The organism is Streptomyces sp. NPDC029152, assembly GCF_055564355.1.
The window spans coordinates 113,713-132,845 of record NZ_JBVHWR010000011.1; the positions used below are offsets into that span (position 1 = coordinate 113,713).

The window sequence follows — 19,133 nt, forward strand, 5'->3', positions numbered from 1 at the left end:
GATCAACTCGATCGGTGAGGAGACGGGCGCCTGTCCGCAGCCGCAGTCGGGCGGCACGGGGTCCGGCACTCCCGGCAAGGGCGGGGTGAAGTGCACCGACCAGGTGGACTACGCGGGGGACCCCAGGTCGAACGCGGAGATCAACTCGATCGGTGAGGAGACGGGCGCCTGTCCGCAGCCGCAGTCGGGCGGCACGGGGTCCGGCACTCCCGGCAAGGGCGGGGTGAAGTGCACGGACCGGGTGGACTACGCGGGGGACCCGAGGTCGAACGCGGAGATCAACTCGATCGGTGAGGAGACGGGCACCTGCCCGCCCGTCCAGGACCGGTGACCCCCGCTCAGCCCCGCAACGCCTCCAGCTGGTCCAGGAACCAGCGGGCCGGGGGCAGGGCCGTCCCCGCCGCGGCCAGCCGCTTCGACCGTTCCACCCGCTCCCCGGGCGGAACGGACAGCGCCTCGTGCAGCGCCTGTGCCGTTGCGGTGACGTCGTACGGGTTCACCGCCACCGCGTCGTCGCCCAGCTCCTCGTACGCCCCCGCCTCCCGCGACAGCACCAGCACGCACCCCTCGTCGGAGACGACCGGCACCTCCTTCGCCACGAGGTTCATCCCGTCCCGGATGGGGTTGACCAGTGCCACGTCCGCCAGCCGGTACGCCGCCAGGGACCGCGCGAAGTCGTCCTTCACGTGCAGCACCACCGGCGTCCACCCGGGCGTCCCGAACTCCGCGTTGATCTCCTGCGCGACCCGCTGCACCTCGGCCGTGTAGTCCCGGTACACGGCGAGGTCCTGCCGCGACGGGTAGGCGAAGGCGACGTGCACGACCCGCTCCCGCCACTCGGGCCGGTCGGCGAGCAGCTGCCGGTACGCCAGCATGCCCCGCACGATGTTCTTGGACAGCTCGGTCCGGTCCACCCGGACGATGGTCCGGCGCCCCTCGCCGATCTCCTCGCGCAGCGCCGCCATCCGTTCGTCCACGTCGGCCTCGTGCGACCGCTTCCGCAGGAAGTCCGCGTCCGCGCCCAGCCCGTGCACGCCGATCTCGGTGTCCCCGACCCCGCCCACCAGCGCGTCGCAGCAGGCGGTGAACGCGTCGGCCCACCGGCGGGTGAGGAACCCGAGCCGGTCGGCGCCCAGCATCCCGCGCAGCACCTGCTCGGCGATGTCGTCCGGCAGCATCCGGAAGTAGTCCACCGGCGCCCACGGCGTGTGCGAGAAGTGGCCGATCCTGAGGTCGGGCCGCAGCTCGCGCAGCATCCCCGGCACCAGCGTCAGGTGGTAGTCCTGCACGATCGCGACCGCCCCCTCGGCGGCCTCCTCGGCCAGTGCCTCGGCGAAGGCCCGGTTGTACGCCTCGTAGGACGCCCACTGCCGCCGGAACTCCGCGTCGAAGACGGGTTCCAGGGGCGTCTGGTACAGCATGTGGTGCACGAACCACAGCACCGAGTTGGCGATCCCGTTGTACGCGTCCGCGTGCACGTCGGCCGGCACGTCCAGCATCCGCACGCCGTCCTCGCCGACCCCGCGCCGGACCGCCTCGCGGTCGCCGTCGCCCAAGGCGGAACAGACCCACAACGCGTCCGCGTCCGGCCCGATGGCCGACAGTCCGGAGACCAGTCCGCCGCCGCCCCGTTTGGCATGCAGCGAACCGTCCTCCCGCACCTCGTACGAGACGGGCCCCCGATTGGAGGCGACCAGCACCTGAGCAGCACCGAAGCTTGAAGCCATACGCCTCAACCTAGCCCGGCCCCCAAATCCTCAAACGTGCCCGCGCGTCACTCGGGCGTCGACGTGGTCACACGGCTTGTGGGGAAGTTGTGAACATCCGGGCATGTGCGTGCGCATCTCCCCCATGAGGGGGTGTGGGTGCGCATGCCCACACGCACGCGCATGGACGGACTCGCCGGCACCGCGGCACCGGGCGGCAGGCCTCCTCCCCGGGCACGGGGGAGAAGGTCCGCGAGCGGGGCGGCGGCCGCCGGCGCCGGTCGGACGGCGTCGCCGGCCGACGCTCAGGCCACCCGGCGGGACGCGTACTCCGCGATCTCCGTCATCGGGGGCCGTTCCTCGGTGTCGACGGCGTAGGTGTGCGGCTCGAAGCCGTCGGCGCCCCGCTCGAACTGGGTGAGGGCCGGCCGGAGCAGATGGCCGCGGGCCAGCCGGAGCTGGGCGGTGCGGTAGATCGCGGCGGACATGCGGCCCAGCGCCCGGCCGTCCTGGTGCCGGTGCCTGCGGACGCCGACGTCGACCTGCGCGAGGGCGTCCAGGCCCACCAGGTGCAGGGCGTCGACCAGCATCCCCAGCTCGACGCCGTAGCCGACGGGGAAGGGCAGCCGTTCCAGCAGGGAGCGGCGGGCCGCGTACTCGCCGCCGAGCGGCTGGACGAAGCCCGCCAGTCGCGGCCAGTGCAGGTTGAGCAGCGGACGGGCCATCAGCTCGGTGACCCGGCCGCCCTCGCCCGGGGCGGCGTCGAGCGGGCGGTCGTACATGGCCTTGACGAGGTGGACCTCCGGGTCGGTGAGCAGCGGGCCCACGATGCCGGAGACGAAGTCGGCGGAGAACTCGCGCAGGTCGGCGTCGACGAAGCAGACGATGTCCCCGCCGGTGACCAGCAGCGAGCGCCACAGCACCTCGCCCTTGCCGGGCACGGCCGGGATGCGGGGGAGTATCCGGTCGCGGTGGACGACGCGCGCCCCCGCCGCCGCGGCCACCGCCGCCGTGCGGTCGGTCGACCCGGAGTCCACGACCACGAGTTCGTCGACGAGCGGGACCCGCCCCATCAGCTCGCGGCGGATCACCGCGACGATGTCGCCGACGGTCGCCTCCTCGTCGAGCGCGGGCAGCACCACGCTGACCGTCTGGCCCGTGGCGCGCTTGGCGGCCATGATCTGGGGAAGCGTGCGGTCTGCCACGGACCAGGAGCGTGCGCCCAGCCAGCGCTCGACTTCTTCCAGCACGGTCGGGGGGCTCCTTTGTGATCCATCTCGCGGTACGGACGACTATCTCAACTGTCGTGGCCTTCGGTTACAGTCTTGAACAACGCGGAGGACCGGCGCATGCCGGGGTCGCCGCGTGACATGCGAAAAACAACCACATACCGCTCATCCAGAGGGGCAGAGGGACACGGCCCGATGAAGCCCCGGCAACCCTCCAGTCGGTTCTCGTGGATCACTGTCGATCACAGCGCGAGGCTCCCGGCTAGGGAAGGTGCCAAATCCGTCTCACGGCGAGATGCGTCGTGAGGAAGATGAGGAGAAAGGGCCTCGCCTCACATGGCTGTGCAGACTGTCGCAAGCACCACCGACAACGCCGGCACCACCGCTTCCACCCCCTCTTCCGTGGACCTGGGTCCCGCCGCGGCGCTCTCCTGCCGCGAGTGCGGCCACCGCGTGCCGCTCGGCCCGGTCTTCGCCTGCGAGGAGTGTTTCGGCCCGCTGGAGATCGCCTACGACTTCTCGGCCCACGACACCGAGGAACTGCGCAAGCGCATCGAAGCGGGCCCCGCGAACATCTGGCGCTACGCGCCCCTGCTGCCCGTCCCGGCCGACGTCGCGACCAAGCCGAACATCAACCCGGGCTGGACCAAGCTGGTCAAGGCCGACAACCTGGCCCGCGAACTCGGCGTCACCGGCGGTCTGTACGTCAAGGACGACTCCGGCAACCCGACGCACTCCTTCAAGGACCGCGTCGTCGCCCAGGCCCTGGAGGCCGCCCGCGCCTTCGGCTTCACCACCCTGTCCTGCTCCTCCACCGGCAACCTCGCCGGCGCCGTCGGCGCCGCCGCCGCCCGGGCCGGCTTCCGCTCCTGCGTGTTCATCCCGCACGACCTGGAGCAGGGCAAGGTCGTCATGGCCGCCGTCTACGGCGGTGAACTGGTCGGCATCGAGGGCAACTACGACGACGTGAACCGCTTCTGCTCCGAGCTGATCGGCGACCCGGCCGGTGAGGGCTGGGGCTTCGTCAACGTCAACCTGCGGCCCTACTACGCCGAGGGGTCCAAGACCCTCGCGTACGAGATCTGCGAGCAGCTCGGCTGGCGGCTGCCCGACCAGCTCGTCGTCCCGATCGCCTCCGGCTCCCAGCTGACGAAGATCGACAAGGGCCTGCAGGAGCTGATCAGGCTCGGCCTGGTCGAGGACAAGCCGTACAAGATCTTCGGTGCGCAGGCCGAGGGCTGCTCGCCGGTGTCCACCGCCTACAAGGCCGGCCACGACGTCGTGCGCCCCCAGAAGCCGAACACCATCGCCAAGTCCCTCGCGATCGGCAACCCGGCCGACGGCCCCTACGTCCTCGACATCGCCCGCCGCACCGGCGGCGCGGTGGAGGACGTGACCGACGAGCAGGTCGTCGACGCGATCAAGCTGCTGGCGCGCACGGAGGGCATCTTCGCGGAGACCGCCGGCGGCGTGACGGTCGGCGTCACGAAGAAGCTGATCGAGAACGGCCTCCTGGACCCGTCGCTCACCACGGTCGTCCTCAACACCGGTGACGGCCTCAAGACCCTCGACGCGGTGGCCGGCACCGGCCTGACCGCGACGATCCGCCCCAACCTGGACTCCTTCCGAGAGGCTGGCCTCGCATGAGCGTGACCGTTCGCATCCCCACCATCCTGCGCACCTACACCGGCGGGAAGGCCGAGGTCGCCGCCGAGGGCGCCACCCTCGCCGATGTCATCTCCGACCTGGAGAAGAACCACACCGGCATCGCCGCCCGCGTCCTGGACGACCAGGGCAAGCTGCGCCGCTTCGTGAACGTCTACGTCAACGACGACGACGTCCGCTTCGAGCAGGGCCTCCAGACGGCGACGCCGGACGGTGCCGGCGTGTCCATCATCCCGGCGGTCGCCGGCGGCTGACCCGCCCGCTCCGGTCGCCTTCGGTGACCGGTGTCACGCAGAGTTCATCGGACTGCCCTCTCCGCCAAAGAAGCGGAGGGGGCAATTCCATGTGATTGAGCGCGGTAGAGTTGGGGAATGCGCCCGCGGCCTTCAGGCCGGCGCCCCGGAATTCCTGCCGCAGGCCCGACAAGATGTAGCCAAAGTGTGGGTGTATTTCGCGGCTTTTGTTCGCTTTGTGCAGCCCGGCTTGACCCGGATCCAGGCGAATTCTCCCCATATCCCGGACCGCTCGCGTCCGGATTTCTCGTCCGATTGCCCTGTTGCAGACGGCAGTTGGACAGATACATTCAGCCGCGGTCGACGCGTTCCGGCGCACGCCCCCACCCATCGGGGGGTGAGGTCTGACCCGGATCCGCGAAGTGCGGATCTGTGCAAGGGCCAGTAATAGGGGAGTTAGGCATGGCTCAGGGCACCGTCAAGTGGTTCAACGCGGAGAAGGGGTACGGCTTCATCGCGGTCGACGGTGGTGCGGATGTTTTCGTCCACTACAGCGCGATCCAGATGGACGGCTACCGCACCCTCGAAGAAGGCCAGCGGGTCGAGTTCGAGATCTCGCAGGGTCAGAAGGGCCCGCAGGCCGACATGGTTCGCCTCAGCGCCTGAGACGTGCGGCCGGCGCAAGCCAACGGTCTTCTCCGAAGGGCCCGTACCCCCTGGGGTACGGGCCCTTCGGCCTGCCCGGGACCGGGACCCGCCGCCGCCCGACCACCACCCCTCGGCGAGCCCGCTTCGCGGGCGCACCTTGCACTCGGACGGGCCGAGTGCTAATCATTGCGTTAGCACTCTGAAGGTGAGAGTGACAACGAAGGACCGGGTCGGTGAGGCCCGCGGGCCGGGTGGGGAAGGAACCCACGAGGCCGGCGAGCCGTCCGTCGCGGGCGCGGGCGCGGTCCGAAGGAATCACCCCCAGTCCTGGAGGGACCACTTCACATGGCCAAGATCATCGCGTTCGACGAGGAGGCGCGGCGCGGCCTCGAGCGCGGCATGAACCAGCTCGCGGACGCCGTCAAGGTGACGCTCGGCCCCAAGGGCCGCAACGTCGTCCTCGAGAAGAAGTGGGGCGCGCCCACGATCACCAACGACGGTGTCTCCATCGCCAAGGAGATCGAGCTCGAGGACCCGTACGAGAAGATCGGCGCCGAGCTGGTCAAGGAAGTCGCCAAGAAGACGGACGACGTCGCCGGTGACGGTACGACCACCGCGACCGTCCTCGCCCAGGCCCTGGTGCGCGAGGGTCTGCGCAACGTGGCCGCCGGTGCCAACCCGATGGCCCTGAAGCGCGGTATCGAGAAGGCCGTCGAGGCCGTCTCCGCCGCCCTGCTCGAGCAGGCCAAGGATGTCGAGACCAAGGAGCAGATCGCCTCCACGGCCTCCATCTCCGCAGCCGACACCCAGATCGGCGAGCTCATCGCCGAGGCCATGGACAAGGTGGGCAAGGAAGGCGTCATCACCGTCGAGGAGTCCCAGACCTTCGGTCTGGAGCTGGAGCTCACCGAGGGTATGCGCTTCGACAAGGGCTACATCTCGGCGTACTTCGCCACCGACATGGAGCGTATGGAGGCCGTCCTCGACGACCCGTACATCCTGATCGCCAACTCCAAGATCTCCAACGTCAAGGACCTGCTCCCGCTCCTGGAGAAGGTCATGCAGTCGGGCAAGCCGCTGCTGATCATCGCCGAGGACGTCGAGGGCGAGGCCCTGTCGACCCTGGTCGTCAACAAGATCCGCGGCACCTTCAAGTCCGTCGCCGTCAAGGCCCCGGGCTTCGGCGACCGCCGCAAGGCCATGCTCGGCGACATCGCCATCCTCACGGGCGGCGAGGTCATTTCCGAGGAGGTCGGCCTCAAGCTGGAGAACGCCACGCTCGACCTGCTGGGCAAGGCGCGCAAGGTCGTCATCACCAAGGACGAGACCACGATCGTGGACGGCGCCGGCTCCGCCGACCAGGTCCAGGGCCGGGTCAACCAGATCCGCGCCGAGATCGAGAACAGCGACTCGGACTACGACCGCGAGAAGCTCCAGGAGCGCCTGGCGAAGCTGGCCGGCGGCGTGGCCGTCATCAAGGCCGGTGCCGCCACCGAGGTCGAGCTCAAGGAGCGCAAGCACCGCATCGAGGACGCCGTCCGCAACGCGAAGGCGGCCGTCGAGGAGGGCATCGTCGCCGGTGGTGGCGTGGCCCTGCTCCAGGCCTCCCAGGTCTTCGAGAAGCTGGAGCTGACGGGTGACGAGGCGACCGGCGCCAACGCCGTGAAGCTCGCCCTGGAGGCCCCGCTGAAGCAGATCGCCGTCAACGGTGGTCTCGAGGGCGGCGTCGTCGTGGAGAAGGTCCGCAACCTCCAGGTCGGCCACGGCCTGAACGCCGCGACCGGCGAGTACGTCGACATGATCGCCGAGGGCATCATCGACCCGGCGAAGGTGACCCGTTCCGCGCTGCAGAACGCCGCCTCCATCGCCGCGCTGTTCCTCACCACCGAGGCCGTCATCGCCGACAAGCCGGAGAAGGCCGCCGCGGCCGCTCCGGGCGGCATGCCGGGCGGTGACATGGACTTCTGATCGACCGGTTCCGGTTGATCGACCGTCCTTCACGTACCGAGGGCGGCACTCCTGGCCACAGGCCGGGGGTGCCGCCCTCGGGCGCGTCGTGCCCCGGGTGGCACGGGGCGCGGGGGCGTGTGAGCCGGGTCACGTACGGCGGGCGGCCGGAATGGCGGTGGCGGGCGCGCCGGTTGCACGGGGCGTGCATGCATGCGCGTGCACATACTGACCGGTATCTCCCGAGGAGCCCCCCCATGACCGTCACCGCCGCCGAAGCCGCCTCGCGCGCCGCGCGGATCCTCGCCCGCCCGACCGTCATCAACGGCCTGACCGTGCCGAACCGCATCGCGATGGCGCCGATGACCCGCATGTTCTCCCCGGGCGGCGTCCCCGGCGAGGACGTGGTCTCGTACTACGCGCGCCGCGCCGCCGCCGGTGTCGGCCTGATCGTCACCGAGGGGACGTACGTCGGCCACGAATCCGCCGGGCAGAGCGACCGCGTGCCGCGCTTCCACGGTGACGAGCAGCTGGCCGGCTGGGCGAAGGTCGCCGACGCCGTGCACGCGGCGGGCGGCACGATCGTGCCGCAGCTGTGGCACATCGGGATGGTGCGCGAGCAGGGCGACCAGCCGTTCCCCGACGCCCCCGCCGTCGGCCCCTCGGGCCTGCGCATCGGCGAGGACGAGGTCACCGGCAAGGTCATGACCCAGCGCGACCTGGACGACGTCGTCGGCGCCTTCGCCGAGGCCGCCGCCGCCGCCGAGCGCATCGGCTTCGACGGCGTGGAGATCCACGGCGCCCACGGCTACCTCGTCGACCAGTTCCTGTGGGCCGGCACCAACCGCCGCACCGACGCCTACGGCGGCGATCCCGTGGCCCGCACGAGGTTCGCCGCGGAGATCGTGGCCGCCGTGCGCGAGAGGGTCTCGGCCGAGTTCCCCGTCATCTTCCGCTACTCGCAGTGGAAGCAGGACGCCTACGACGCGCGCCTCGCCGAGACCCCCGAGGAGCTGGAGGCGATCCTCGCCCCGCTGGCCTCGGCCGGCGTCGACGCCTTCCACGCCTCCACGCGCCGTTACTGGCAGCCCGAGTTCGACGACTCCGACCTCAACCTCGCCGGCTGGACCAAGAAGCTCACCGGCAAGACCGCCATCACGGTCGGATCGGTGGGCCTGGAGGGCGAGTTCATCAAGTCCTTCCAGGGCGAGGGCGCCGCGCTCGGCAGCCTCGACGACCTCCTGGACCGGCTGGAGCGCGACGAGTTCGACATGGTCGCCGTCGGCCGCGCCCTGCTCCAGGACCCGCAGTGGGCCCGGAAGGTCCTGGACGGCCGCTTCGACGAGCTGGCGCCGTTCGACGCGGCGGCGCTGAAGACCCTGAGCTGAACCCGGCCCGTGCCCGGAGCGCACCGCGACGCGGGGTCCACGGAAATCACCGGCCGCTGCCGTACGCACGCCGGACGACGACCGGTGGGGAGCGGCCGGTGAGCGGCCCCGAGGCCGTACCGGGACCCGTGGTGCGCACCGGGGCCGGCGCGGCGCGCGGGCGCGTGGAGGACGGCCTGACCGTCTCCCGCGGCATCCCGTTCGCCGCACTCCCGGCGGGGCGCCCGGTTCACCGCCCCGCGTCCGGCCCGTCCCGGCCCGGCACCCGCGAGGCGTACGCCCTCGGGCCGCCGCCCCCGAGGGACCCCGGCGGCCCCACGGTCCCGCGAGCCGTCCCGGCGGGCGGCGACCGGCCGACCGCCGGCGTCCGGACGCCCGGGCCGGACCCGGCCGCCCGTCGCCCCGTGACGGTGTGGACACGCGGCGGCGCCCGCGAGCCCGGCCACGCCGGCAGCCCCGGCCGCGACGCCCGCCGCACGGCCGGGGACGGCGACCGATGAGTTTTCGCGGACGCCGCGGTCAGACCGTGCGAACGCACCGCGGAAAAGCGGGATCATGAGCCGCCGGAACCACGAACCACCCAGGAGACCCAGATGCGCACCCTGATCAGCACCGCCTTCGTCTCGCTCGACGGAGTCGTGGAGGCGCCCGGCGGCGAGCCCGGCTACCGGAACTCGGGCTGGACCTTCAAGGACGTGGAGTTCCTCCCCGAGGCGTACGAGATCAAGGGCCGGGAGCAGGAGGAGGCCGGCGCCATGCTGCTCGGCCGGGTCAGCTACGAGGCGTTCAGCGCCGTCTGGCCGGGCATGGAGGACTTCGCCGGCTACAAGGCGATGCCGAAGTACGTCGTCTCCACCACCCTCACCGACGGCGACCTGGTGGACGACTGGGGCGAGACCACGATCCTGCGCTCGCTCGACGACGTCGCCGCGCTGAAGGAGACGGAGGGCGGCCCGGTCATCGTGCACGGCAGCGCCACCCTCAACCGGGCCCTCTCGGACGCCGGCCTGGTCGACCGCTACCACCTGCTGGTCTTCCCGCTGCTCCTCGGGGCGGGCAAGCGGCTGTTCAGCGACACGGACAAGGACGCCCAGAAGCTGAGGCTCGTCGAGCACGAGACCTACGCCAACGGCATCCAGAAGAACGTCTTCGACGTCGTCCGCTGACGTCGCGGGCGGGGCCGCCTCAGCCCATCGGCTCGATGTCCACCCGCACCGGCGTCCCCCACACGCGCAGCACCTCGTAGTCCGTGAACTCGTGCACCAGCCGGTACGCCATGGCCGCGCGCGGGGCGCGCAACTGGGCGGCGATGTACAGCTCGGCCTCGCGGCGGTCGCGGCGCGGGGTGCCGCACAGCTGCCACGCCTGGCCGTTCCACCGTTCCGGCAGCCAGCGCTGCTGGGGCTGCGGGCGGTCGCCGCGCACGCCGTAACGGGACGGGGCGGGGTCGGCGGGCCGGGCCGGCAGGGGGCCGCCGTTGTACTCGGCGCGGCGGGCGGCGCGGCGACGGGTCTCGCACAGCAGACACAGGTCGGGGGCGGCCTCGTCGACCGGTCCGTTGGGATGCTCGGGGCAGCGGGTGCTGGGGGCCGTCGTGGTGACGCTCTCCTCCAGCCGGTCCAGCGCGCGCTTCAGGTCGGCGCGGATCTCGTGCAGCCTGGCGTCCGGTGTGTCGGCGGTCAGGGCCTCGCCGTGCTCACCGAGGAGACGCAGGGCGCGGCCCAGGGCGGTCAGCTGGGCGTGGTTCATGCTCCTCAGGGTCGCACACGGTGCCGACGGGGCCGTGCGCCGTCGCCCCGTGGCCGGTGCCGGGCACCGCGGACGGGCCTGCGGGGGCGCCGTCCGCGGGGCCGCCGGCCGGGAGGAGGGCGCCGGCCGTGGCACGGGGGCGACGGCGGGGTCGTCGTGCGCCCACCGGGCGTGCGGTCAGCCCCGCGCCGCCGTCAGCGCGGCACGCAGACGGCCGTCGGAGTCCTCCAGGAGGCGGGCGGCCGTCGGGCCGTCGACGTCGGCCAGCAGGGCCAGGATGGCGTGCTTGACCTCGCCGTCGGTGGCGGCCAGGGCGCGTTCGACCTCCTCGTCCCCGGCGCCGGTGGCGAGCGCGACGATACGGCGCGAGCGGGCGCGCAGCTTCTCGTTGGAGGCGCGGACGTCGACCATCAGGTTCCCGTACGTCTTGCCGAGCCGGATCATCGTGATCGTCGACAGCATGTTGAGGACCAGCTTCTGCGCCGTACCGGCCTTCAGCCGCGTGGAGCCGGTGATCAGCTCGGGGCCGGTGACGACCTCGATGCCGTGCTCGGCGGCGGCCGCCAGCGCACTGCCCGCGTTGCAGGACAGGCCGACGGTCAGCGCACCGAGCGCGCGGGCGTGCTCGACGGCGCCGACGGCGTACGGGGTGCGGCCGGAGGCGGACACGCCGACCACCGCGTCGTCGGCGGTCAGGGCGAGGGCGTCCAGGTCGGCGCGGGCCAGCGCGGCGGAGTCCTCGGCGCCCTCGACGGAGGTGACCATGGCCTCCGGGCCGCCCGCGATCAGGCCGACGACCTGCCCGGGCCCGGTGTTGAAGGTGGGCGGGCACTCCGAGGCGTCCAGCACGCCGAGCCGGCCGGCCGTGCCGGCGCCCGCGTAGACCAGCCGGCCGCCGCGGCTCATCCGGGCGGCGACGGCGTCGACGGCGGCGGCGATCACGGGCAGCCGGGCGGCGACGGCGGCGGGCACGGTGGTGTCCTCGCCGTTCATCAGCCGGGCGATGTCGAGGGTGGACATCCGGTCGATCTCGGCCAGTTCGGGCCGGAACGCCTCGGTGGTCAGCGTCTCCAACTGGGAACGCAGGTCGGGGTGATGGGGGGTGGAGGTCATGAGAGAACGGCTCTTTTCCGCTTCGGTCGGTGTACTCGCCCGGGGGCGCGGGGAACTGCGCGGCCGGCCACATCCGGCCGTCAGCCGCCCGCGACGCTCAAGCCCTATGCTCTGCCGCGATGACCATGCCGGTGGGCCAACGCCTCGTAGGAAGCCGCCAGGGCCGGCGCGGCCGACTCGTACGTCCGCTGCGCCACTCCCACGAACAGGCAGTCCACCACCAGCAGCTGACTGGTCCGCGACGACATCGCCGCCGGCCGCAGCTCGCTCTCCCGCGCCGTGGACGTGGTCAGCACGTGGTCGGCGTACTGCGTGACGGGGCTGTCGGGGCGGCCGGTGATCGCGATGGTCGTCGCCCCGTGCTCGAAGGCGACCCGCAGCGGCTCGATGACGTCCCCGGTCGACCCGGAGTGGGTGATGGCGAGGGCGACGTCCCCGGCGCGCAGCTGCACCGCGTTGGTGACGGCGAGGTGCGGATCGCTCGGGGCGTGGGCTATCAGCCCTATGCGCAGGAGCTTCTGGGTGAGGTCCTGGGCGACCAGCCCGGAGGCGCCGATGCCGTACACGTCGGTGCGGCCGGCGGCGGCGAGGGCGGCGACGGCCGCACCGAGCTGGACGGTGTCCAGTCCCGCGGCGGTGTCGGCGAGGGTCTGCTGCTCGTCGTAGGCCAGCTTGGCGACGACGTCGGCGATCGGGTCGTCGACCGCGATGTCGGTCGTGATGGCGGGTGCGCGCCCCGACTGCTGCTGCGCGGCGAGCCCGGCGAGCGCGAGGCGCAGATCGCGGTAGCCGGGGTAACCGAGCAGGCGGGCGGTGCGTACGACGGTGGCCTCGCTGGTGCCGGTGAGCTCGGCGAGGCCGGTGACCGTGAGGGCCGCGCAGCCGGCCGGGTCGCCCGCGACGGCCTCGGCGACCCGCTGCATGGAGCGGGTCATCGACGGCGCCAGCGTGCGCACCTTGGCCGCGAGGGCGGCGGGCGCGGGCGGAGCGCTCCCGCCTCCGGCGGCGCGGCGGTCGCCGGACGCACTCGCGGCACCTGAAGCACTCGACGCGCTCGATGCACTCGCGAAAGTTTCCTTCACGTCATCGGTCACTCATGAAAGATATTTTCGTTTCGGTCCGCGGGTCAAGAGTGCGCACAATGGGGGCATGGACCCCATCAGCCCCCTGGAGCAGGCCCTGCACGCCGCACGCGCCCTCGTGCTCGCCGACCTGGTGGCGGGCCGGGTGGCGGAGGCGGACGTCGTGTCGCTCGTCGAGGAGTCCGTCGTGCAGCGGCGCTGGTGGGTCGAGCAGTGGCCCGAGGGCGTGGAGTTCGTGGCCGGTCTGGTCGCGCAGGACGTCCAGGACGCCCTGCTGGAGCGGTACGGCCGCTGGCCGCTGTGCCCGGTGTGCGGCTCCGGCGACCCGCACGCGCTGGACGTCGAGCCGGAACTCGGCCCGGACCCGCACTGGGTGTGCGGCAAGGCCGGGGTGAAGGTCGCGCCGGTCGGCTCGCTGGGCGCCGCCACGGGCGGCACGCAGACGTCGTGAGGGCGCCCCGGTGACCGTCTACATCGACCCGCCCGCCTGGCCGGGCCACGGCCGCATGTGGTCGCACCTCGTCAGCGACGTCTCCTACGCCGAACTGCACGCGTTCGCCGAGGCCCTGGGCGTGCCGCGCCGCGCCTTCGAGCGCGACCACTACGACCTCCCCGCCCACCGGTACGCGGACGCCGTGTCCGCCGGCGCCCTGGAGGTCAGCAGTCGCGAGGTGGTGCGACTGCTGCACGGGGCGGGGCTTCGGCGGCGCAAGGGCGGCGGCCGTCAGCGGCGCAGTTCGTAGGCGAACTGCCCGGTGTCCTCCTCGGCGACCCGGGTGAAACCGGCGCGCGCGATGACGGCCTGGGACGCGGTGTTGCCCGGCTCGGTCGTCGCGAAGACGCTCGCCACCTCCTCCCGGTCCAGCGCCCACGCCGACAGGGCGCGCAGGGCCTCGGTGGCGTAGCCGTGGCCCCGGGCGGCCTCGGCGAGGTCGTACCCGATCTCCACCCGGCCGTTCTCGTCGGGCGCGCCGTGGAACCCCATGCCGCCGACGGCGCGCCCGTCCTCCGTGCGCACGAGCGTGAACACGCCCCACTCCGGCCGGTGCACGCCCGCTTCGTACGCCTTCAGCAGCATCCCGGCGGCGTCCCGCGTGCCCTGGTACGGTCCGCCGTCGACCCACGCGAAGCCGCCGTCGCCGCCCGCGGCCAGGTCGGCGGCGGCCGCCGGGGTGACGCCCTGGAGGGTGAGGCGTCCGGCGGGGATCACGAGGTTGTTGTTCCAGCGCCACTCGGCGAGCGGGGCGCGTCCGGGCAACTCGCCGCGGCCGGTTGCCCACAGCAGGGTGCGCCAGGGGTCGGCGCCGGGCCGGACGTGCGGGAAGAGCCGGGTCAGCACGTCCTCGCACAGCTCGGCGGGCGGCTCGTGGGCGAGGCCGAGGCCCTCGGCGATGTCGTGCGTGTGCACCAGGACCTCGGTGACGCCCATCGCGGCGAAGCCCTCGCGGTTCGCGCTGCGGAAGGGGTACGGGTGGAAGGCGCGGACCTCGCGCGGGGTGGTGCGGAGGGTGGCGGCGAGCAGGGCGCCGGTGGTCTCGATCACGTGGAGGAGGCCGGCGTTGTCGGTGCCCTCGTCGAGGGTGATCTCGAAGGGGACGTAGGCGTCGGCGGCCCGTCCGGCGAGTTGCCCGGCGTAGGCGATGAGGTCGCCGGCGACGTGCTCCGCCGTGGACCAGCAGCTCCACTCCAGCCGCCCGGCCCGTGTCCCCGCCCAGTCCCGGTCCGTCGCCGTCCGCAGCAGCGCCACCGCGCCCGCCACGGCCTCTTCCACCTGGTCCCCGCCCATGGTTCGCATGTCGGGCAGGCTACGGTGCCGCACTGTCCCCGAGCGAGAGCATTTCCAGCTCACCGGTGAGGTTGTAGCGCGCGGTCGCCTCCCACTCCCGCTGCCCGTACGGCGTGCGGAACAGCCGCGGAAGAGCGAGCAGTCGGCGGAGCACCGCGGCCCGGCCCTCGCGGAAGGCGTCGTTCGGCACGAAGTGGTACTCCTCGCGGACGGCGGCCGTGTAGGCGGCGTACGCGCTCGGCGGCGAGGCGAGGACCGCCAGGTCGGCGTCGCACAGCACCTGCCCGTCCCGGTCGTCGTCGGCCGGATCGTGGGAGACGGTGAGCCGCACCAGCCGGGCCACCTCGGCGGTCCTCTCCGCCGGGACCCCGGCCTCGGGCAGCGCCCGCTCGGCCAGCCGGGCCGACCGCTCCTCGTTCTCGGACCGCTCGGGCAGGTACACGGCGTCGTGGAACCACGCGGCCAGCCGTACGGCGTCCGGATCGTCGGCGTACGACTCCAGCTCGTCGACGTGGTCCAGGACCGCGGTGAGGTGGGCGAGCGTGTGGTAGCGCCGCTGGGGCTCCTGCCAGCGGGCGAGCAGGTTGCCGGCGTACGGCGCCGGGTCCGGCCCGGCGCCGGAGCCCCGGGCTCCGTCCAGGGCGCGGGCGAAGCGGGCGCGGAGGGCGTCGAGATCGGCCATGCCCTCATTCTCCCGCGACCGGCCTTCCGCCCCCTAGCGTGGTGCCCATGACGACTCCTGCCGATGTGCACGACGTACGCGACCCCGAACTGCCCGGGCGGCTGCTGGCCGTCGAACGGGACGAACTGGTGCCGCTGCTGCGGTCCCGGGCGGACGGCGACTTCGCGCTGCCGGTGGCGGCGTGTCCGGGCTGGACCGTGCGGGACGTGCTCGCGCACTGCTCGTCCGCGCTGACGCGGGTGGTGGAGGGCCGCTTCGAGAAGGGCGTCTTCTCGCCCGCGTCCAACGACCGGGACATCGCCGAGCGCGCCGAGTGGACCAACGCCCGCATCGTCGACGAGCTGGAACGCGGCATGACCGAGGCCGGTCCGGTGATCGGCGGTGCGGGCGGTGTCCTGGACCGCGTCGCGCTGGGCGAGTGGGTGCACGCCGGTGACGTGCGGGTGGCCTTCGGCGAGCCGGAGGCGTACGCGGGGCGCGGGCTGCCGGACGCGCTCACGCTGCTGACCTCGGTCACCCGGGACCTCGGGCACGTGCCGCTGCACGCCGACCTCGACGACGTGGACGAGCCGCTGAAGCTGGGCGGGGCCAGCGGCGAGCGGCCGCCGGGGCGGTTCATCGGCGACGCGGCGACGCTGGTGCGGCTGTACGCGGGGCGGCCGGTGGACGACGGGACCCGGTACGAGCTGGCCGGGGTCGAGGCGGCGGAGCTGAACATCTTCGGGGGCTGATCGCGGGGTGCGGGGCGCCTCGCGGCGTTGTCGGGCGTAGGCTTGGATTGGACTAGACCTCTAGTGGTGCGAGAAGCCTGACGAATGGGGCCCCATGAGCAAGCGTGCAGTCCTGGAGGTGATCGCCCTCGACGTCGAGGACGCGGTCGCCGCCCAGGCCGGAGGCGCGGATCGCCTCGAACTGGTCACCGACATGGCGGCCGACGGGCTCACCCCGTCGGTCTCGACCGTCGCCGCGATCCGCGCCGCCGTCGACATCGACGTACGGGTGATGCTCCGGCTCGCGGACGGGTTCGACGCCGGGGACGTCGACCGGCTGGTGGGGGTCGCCAGGGAGATGCGGGAGATCGGCGCGGACGAGTTCGTGCTCGGGTTCCTCGACGCGGACGGGGACGTGGACCTGGCGGCCGTGGAGCGGGTCGCGGGGGTGCTGATGGGGTGCCGGTGGACGTTCCACCGGGCCATCGACCGGGCCTCCAGCCGCGGCGCGGTGCGCAAGCGGCTCGCCGACTTCCCCGGGCTGGACACCTACCTGACGGCCGGAGCGGCGGGAGGCGTCGACGAGGGCCTCCCCACGCTGCTCGCCGAGGCGCGGCGGCGGGGGGAGCCGGGGTACGAGCAGCAGCTCCTGGTGGGCGGCGGGCTGCGGCTGGAACACGTGCCGACGCTGCTGGACGCCGGGATCGACGGCTTCCACATCGGCGGCGCGGCGCGGCCCTCCGGGTGGGACGGGCCGGTGTCGGCGCAGGCGGTCGCGGAGTGGCGGCGGGTGCTGGGGGACTGAGTGCCGGGTGCGCCCGCGCCCGGTGCCGACGCGGGCCGGGGGGCGGGTTCGCGGGACCCGGCGCCGCCGGTGCGCCTCCCCCGGAGGGGACACCCGGCGCCCACCCGTGCCGCCCCCGCGGCACGACCGCCCGCGGCTACGCCAGCTGGGGAGGCAGCGCCGTCGCGTGGGTCACCAGCAGGCCCGAGACCGCTCGGGTCAGGCAGACGTACAGGCGGCGCAGGCCCGTTCGTTCGTCGGGCTCGCCGTCGACCACGGCCTGCGGCTCGTCCAGGACCACGTAGTCGTACTCCAGGCCCTTGGCCAGTGAGGCCGGGACCAGGGTGAGGCGGGTGGCCCGCGTCGTCTCCTCGCCCGGGCCGACGAAGCCGATCCCCGCGGCCCCGAGGGACCTCGCCAGCTCCGGCACCCGCGCGTCGGCGGCGATCAGACCGACCGAGCCCTCCCGGGTCAGCAGCTCGCGGCACGCCGCCACCACGTCGGCCGTACCGTCCGCGGCCGTGCGGATCTCGAAGAAGCCCGGGTTCTCGCGGATCGACGCCACCGGCGTCAGACCGGGCGCGATGTGCGGCAGCAGCCGGGAGGCGTACGTGATGACGTCCGTCGGCACGCGGAAACCGGCCGTCAGCTCCTCGATCACGGCATCGCCCTTGCCCAGGTGGGCCAGCGCCTCCTCCCAGCTCCGCGTCGCCCAGGGCGTGGTGCCCTGCGCCAGGTCGCCGAGGACGGTCGCCGAGCCGGTGGTGCAGCGCCGGCCCACCGCGCGGTACTGCATGGGGGAGAGGTCCTGCGCCTCGTCGAGGACCACGTGTCCCAGGGAGTGCGTGCGCTCGATCAGGTCGGTCGCCTCGTCGATCAGCACGGCGTCGGCGGGCGCCCACCTGGCGGACTTCACCGAGCGGGCCGGCCTCACCCACAGGATCGCCTTCCGCTCGTCCTCGGTGAGAACGCCCTCGGCGTGCTCGGCGAGGAAGTCCGCGTCCGTGAGGAGACGGAGGACGAGCCTGGCCGGATCCACCTGCGGCCAGATCGCCTTCACCGCCGCCTTCACCGCGGCGTTGCGCGCCACCGCGTTCTGCACCCGGTCGTCCGGCGCCTCGCCCGCCCGCTCCATCTGCACCAGCACCGCGTGCGCGATCCGCTGCGGAAGGGCCTCGCGGGCGGCGCCGTAGCGGATGTCGCGGGCGAGCAGCTCGCGGACGATCTCCTCCAGCTCGTACGCCGCCACCCGCCAGCGGCGCGAGCCGCGCACGACCACGATCCCCTCGGTGGGCGTCGTGACGTGCGAGTACAGGGCCCTGCGCAGCACCTCCGCCATCCGCGCGTCGCCCTTGATCACCGCCGCCGCGGCGTCGTCCGCGCCGCGCACCTCGACGTGCGCGACCAGGTCGTCGACGGTGGCCTGCCGGACCGTCAGTTCGCCGAGCGCGGGCAGCACCTGCTCGATGTAGTGCAGGAAGGACTTGTTCGGTCCGATGACGAGGGTGCCGGTGCGGGCGAGCCGCTCGCGGTGGGCGTACAGGAGGTAGGCGACCCGGTGCAGGCCGACGGCGGTCTTGCCGGTGCCGGGGCCGCCCTGCACGCAGACCGACCCGGCGAGCCCCGCGCGCACGATCTCGTCCTGCTCGGGCTGGATCGTCGCCACGATGTCGCGCATCGGACCGACGCGGGGCCGCTCGATCTCCTGCTGGAGCAGCTTGCTGGTGGCCGCCGCCTCGGCCGGGTCGGACAGGTGCTCGTCCTCGTAGGCCGTGAGGTCCCCGCCGGTGTACCCGAAACGGCGGCGCAGCCCGACGTCCAGCGGGTCCTTCTTCGACGCCCGGTAGAACGGCTGCGACACCGGCGCACGCCAGTCGATCACCATCGGGTCGCCGTCCGCGTCGTGCACGTGCCGGCGCCCGATGTAGAAGCGTTCCCCGTCCGCCCCCTCGGCCTGCTCCGCCCCCGGAGCGTGCAGGTAGTCGAGGCGGCCGAAGAACAGCGGGGTGTCGCTGAGGTCGGCCAGCGCCTTGATGCGCTCCTCGATCTGGTTCTCCAGGACGGCGGCGTTGACCCAGTTCGCGGTGACGTCGGTGATGTCGAGGGACTCGACGTCCTCCCGCATGGCCCGCAGCGCGGCACGGGACGCGGCGAGGTGGGCGCGCTCGCGGGACAGGGGGTCGTCGTGGACGGGCGTGGACAAGGGGGTGCCTCCGGATGACCTGCGGTTCGGTGGGCGCGGGCTGCGCGGTGGGCCGACCGGTTTCCGTCCGGACGGCGGCACTCCATGGGGGGAGGCGGGCAAGAGCGGAGATTCTAGGGGAAGGGGTACGGCGCGGGCCAACGGTTTTCTCCGCCCCCTAGGGGATCACGTCCTCCGCACCGGGGGACGCGCTCCCTCCACGGTCGTA

The 19,133-nt window shown here is 73.0% G+C and carries 19 protein-coding genes, 1 pseudogene and 1 riboswitch; of the genes and pseudogenes, 12 read left to right on the forward strand and 8 right to left on the reverse strand.

All coding sequences use genetic code 11. The features are described from left to right. Window positions 1-331 (forward strand): annotated as a pseudogene (locus ACZ4V6_RS23410) (hypothetical protein); the annotation flags it as partial. 7 nt (window positions 332-338) lie between these two features. Here the strand turns inward: ACZ4V6_RS23410 and ACZ4V6_RS23415 are convergent. Both ACZ4V6_RS23415 and ACZ4V6_RS23420 read right to left on the reverse strand, forming a co-directional pair. Continuing rightward, the gene (locus ACZ4V6_RS23415; protein ID WP_467830565.1) at window positions 339-1,727 is read right to left on the reverse strand and encodes an alpha,alpha-trehalose-phosphate synthase (UDP-forming); all 1,389 of its coding nucleotides are present in this window, start codon (window positions 1,725-1,727) and stop codon (window positions 339-341) included. 284 nt (window positions 1,728-2,011) lie between these two features. After that, window positions 2,012-2,956, reverse strand: coding sequence for a glucosyl-3-phosphoglycerate synthase (locus ACZ4V6_RS23420; RefSeq protein WP_467830567.1), 945 nt, complete (start codon window positions 2,954-2,956; stop codon window positions 2,012-2,014). A gap of 141 nt (window positions 2,957-3,097) precedes the next feature. Beyond that, a riboswitch (SAM riboswitch) is annotated at window positions 3,098-3,253 on the forward strand. 18 nt (window positions 3,254-3,271) lie between these two features. Here ACZ4V6_RS23420 and thrC point away from each other — a divergent pair. From thrC to ACZ4V6_RS23455, 7 genes are all read left to right on the forward strand, one after another. After that, window positions 3,272-4,582 (forward strand): threonine synthase, encoded by a 1,311-nt coding sequence (gene thrC / locus ACZ4V6_RS23425; RefSeq protein ID WP_467830569.1) that lies wholly within the window; start codon window positions 3,272-3,274, stop codon window positions 4,580-4,582. After that, entirely contained in the window at window positions 4,579-4,854 is a 276-nt protein-coding gene (locus tag ACZ4V6_RS23430) for a MoaD/ThiS family protein (protein WP_467830571.1), read from the forward strand. Before thrC ends, ACZ4V6_RS23430 begins: the two co-directional genes overlap by 4 nt. A gap of 441 nt (window positions 4,855-5,295) precedes the next feature. Beyond that, window positions 5,296-5,499 (forward strand): cold-shock protein, encoded by a 204-nt coding sequence (locus ACZ4V6_RS23435; protein WP_004929928.1) that lies wholly within the window; start codon window positions 5,296-5,298, stop codon window positions 5,497-5,499. Window positions 5,500-5,826: 327 nt separating this feature from the next. Continuing rightward, the gene (gene groL, locus ACZ4V6_RS23440) at window positions 5,827-7,449 is read left to right on the forward strand and encodes a chaperonin GroEL (protein WP_467830573.1); all 1,623 of its coding nucleotides are present in this window, start codon (window positions 5,827-5,829) and stop codon (window positions 7,447-7,449) included. A 236-nt stretch (window positions 7,450-7,685) separates the two neighbouring features. Beyond that, entirely contained in the window at window positions 7,686-8,816 is a 1,131-nt protein-coding gene (locus ACZ4V6_RS23445) for an NADH:flavin oxidoreductase (protein ID WP_467830575.1), read from the forward strand. A gap of 98 nt (window positions 8,817-8,914) precedes the next feature. Beyond that, a complete protein-coding gene (locus ACZ4V6_RS23450) occupies window positions 8,915-9,316 on the forward strand; it encodes a hypothetical protein (protein ID WP_467830577.1) in 402 nt (133 codons plus the stop codon). A gap of 93 nt (window positions 9,317-9,409) precedes the next feature. Next, entirely contained in the window at window positions 9,410-9,982 is a 573-nt protein-coding gene (locus tag ACZ4V6_RS23455) for a dihydrofolate reductase family protein (protein WP_467830579.1), read from the forward strand. 19 nt (window positions 9,983-10,001) lie between these two features. On the opposite strand, the gene ACZ4V6_RS23460 is transcribed toward ACZ4V6_RS23455, so the two are convergent. From ACZ4V6_RS23460 to ACZ4V6_RS23470, 3 genes are all read right to left on the reverse strand, one after another. Further along, window positions 10,002-10,565 carry a hypothetical protein gene (locus tag ACZ4V6_RS23460; protein WP_467830582.1) on the reverse strand — a complete coding sequence of 188 codons (564 nt, stop codon included), beginning with the start codon at window positions 10,563-10,565 and terminating at the stop codon, window positions 10,002-10,004. 177 nt (window positions 10,566-10,742) lie between these two features. Beyond that, a complete protein-coding gene (gene murQ, locus ACZ4V6_RS23465) occupies window positions 10,743-11,678 on the reverse strand; it encodes an N-acetylmuramic acid 6-phosphate etherase (RefSeq protein WP_467830584.1) in 936 nt (311 codons plus the stop codon). 104 nt (window positions 11,679-11,782) lie between these two features. Beyond that, window positions 11,783-12,772 (reverse strand): MurR/RpiR family transcriptional regulator, encoded by a 990-nt coding sequence (locus tag ACZ4V6_RS23470; RefSeq protein ID WP_467830586.1) that lies wholly within the window; start codon window positions 12,770-12,772, stop codon window positions 11,783-11,785. A 55-nt stretch (window positions 12,773-12,827) separates the two neighbouring features. Here ACZ4V6_RS23470 and ACZ4V6_RS23475 point away from each other — a divergent pair, with 55 nt between their 5' ends. Beyond that, a complete protein-coding gene (locus ACZ4V6_RS23475) occupies window positions 12,828-13,211 on the forward strand; it encodes a hypothetical protein (RefSeq protein ID WP_467830588.1) in 384 nt (127 codons plus the stop codon). A 10-nt stretch (window positions 13,212-13,221) separates the two neighbouring features. After that, entirely contained in the window at window positions 13,222-13,503 is a 282-nt protein-coding gene (locus ACZ4V6_RS23480) for a DUF4031 domain-containing protein (protein ID WP_467830590.1), read from the forward strand. On the opposite strand, the gene ACZ4V6_RS23485 is transcribed toward ACZ4V6_RS23480, so the two are convergent. Both ACZ4V6_RS23485 and ACZ4V6_RS23490 read right to left on the reverse strand, forming a co-directional pair. Beyond that, window positions 13,485-14,555, reverse strand: a complete 1,071-nt coding sequence (locus tag ACZ4V6_RS23485) for a GNAT family N-acetyltransferase (RefSeq protein ID WP_467830593.1) — start codon at window positions 14,553-14,555, stop codon at window positions 13,485-13,487. The two genes, ACZ4V6_RS23480 and ACZ4V6_RS23485, sit on opposite strands and share 19 nt — an antisense overlap. A gap of 10 nt (window positions 14,556-14,565) precedes the next feature. Continuing rightward, a complete protein-coding gene (locus ACZ4V6_RS23490) occupies window positions 14,566-15,228 on the reverse strand; it encodes an HD domain-containing protein (RefSeq protein WP_467830595.1) in 663 nt (220 codons plus the stop codon). 47 nt (window positions 15,229-15,275) lie between these two features. Between ACZ4V6_RS23490 and ACZ4V6_RS23495 the strand changes: the two genes are divergently transcribed. Both ACZ4V6_RS23495 and ACZ4V6_RS23500 read left to right on the forward strand, forming a co-directional pair. Then, the gene (locus ACZ4V6_RS23495) at window positions 15,276-15,959 is read left to right on the forward strand and encodes a maleylpyruvate isomerase family mycothiol-dependent enzyme (protein WP_467830597.1); all 684 of its coding nucleotides are present in this window, start codon (window positions 15,276-15,278) and stop codon (window positions 15,957-15,959) included. Between the two features lie 94 nt (window positions 15,960-16,053). Beyond that, window positions 16,054-16,743, forward strand: coding sequence for a copper homeostasis protein CutC (locus tag ACZ4V6_RS23500; protein WP_467830600.1), 690 nt, complete (start codon window positions 16,054-16,056; stop codon window positions 16,741-16,743). 136 nt (window positions 16,744-16,879) lie between these two features. Here ACZ4V6_RS23500 and ACZ4V6_RS23505 read toward each other — a convergent pair whose 3' ends face one another. Beyond that, window positions 16,880-18,925 (reverse strand): HelD family protein, encoded by a 2,046-nt coding sequence (locus tag ACZ4V6_RS23505; protein WP_467830603.1) that lies wholly within the window; start codon window positions 18,923-18,925, stop codon window positions 16,880-16,882. Between the last annotated feature and the right edge of the window lie 208 nt (window positions 18,926-19,133).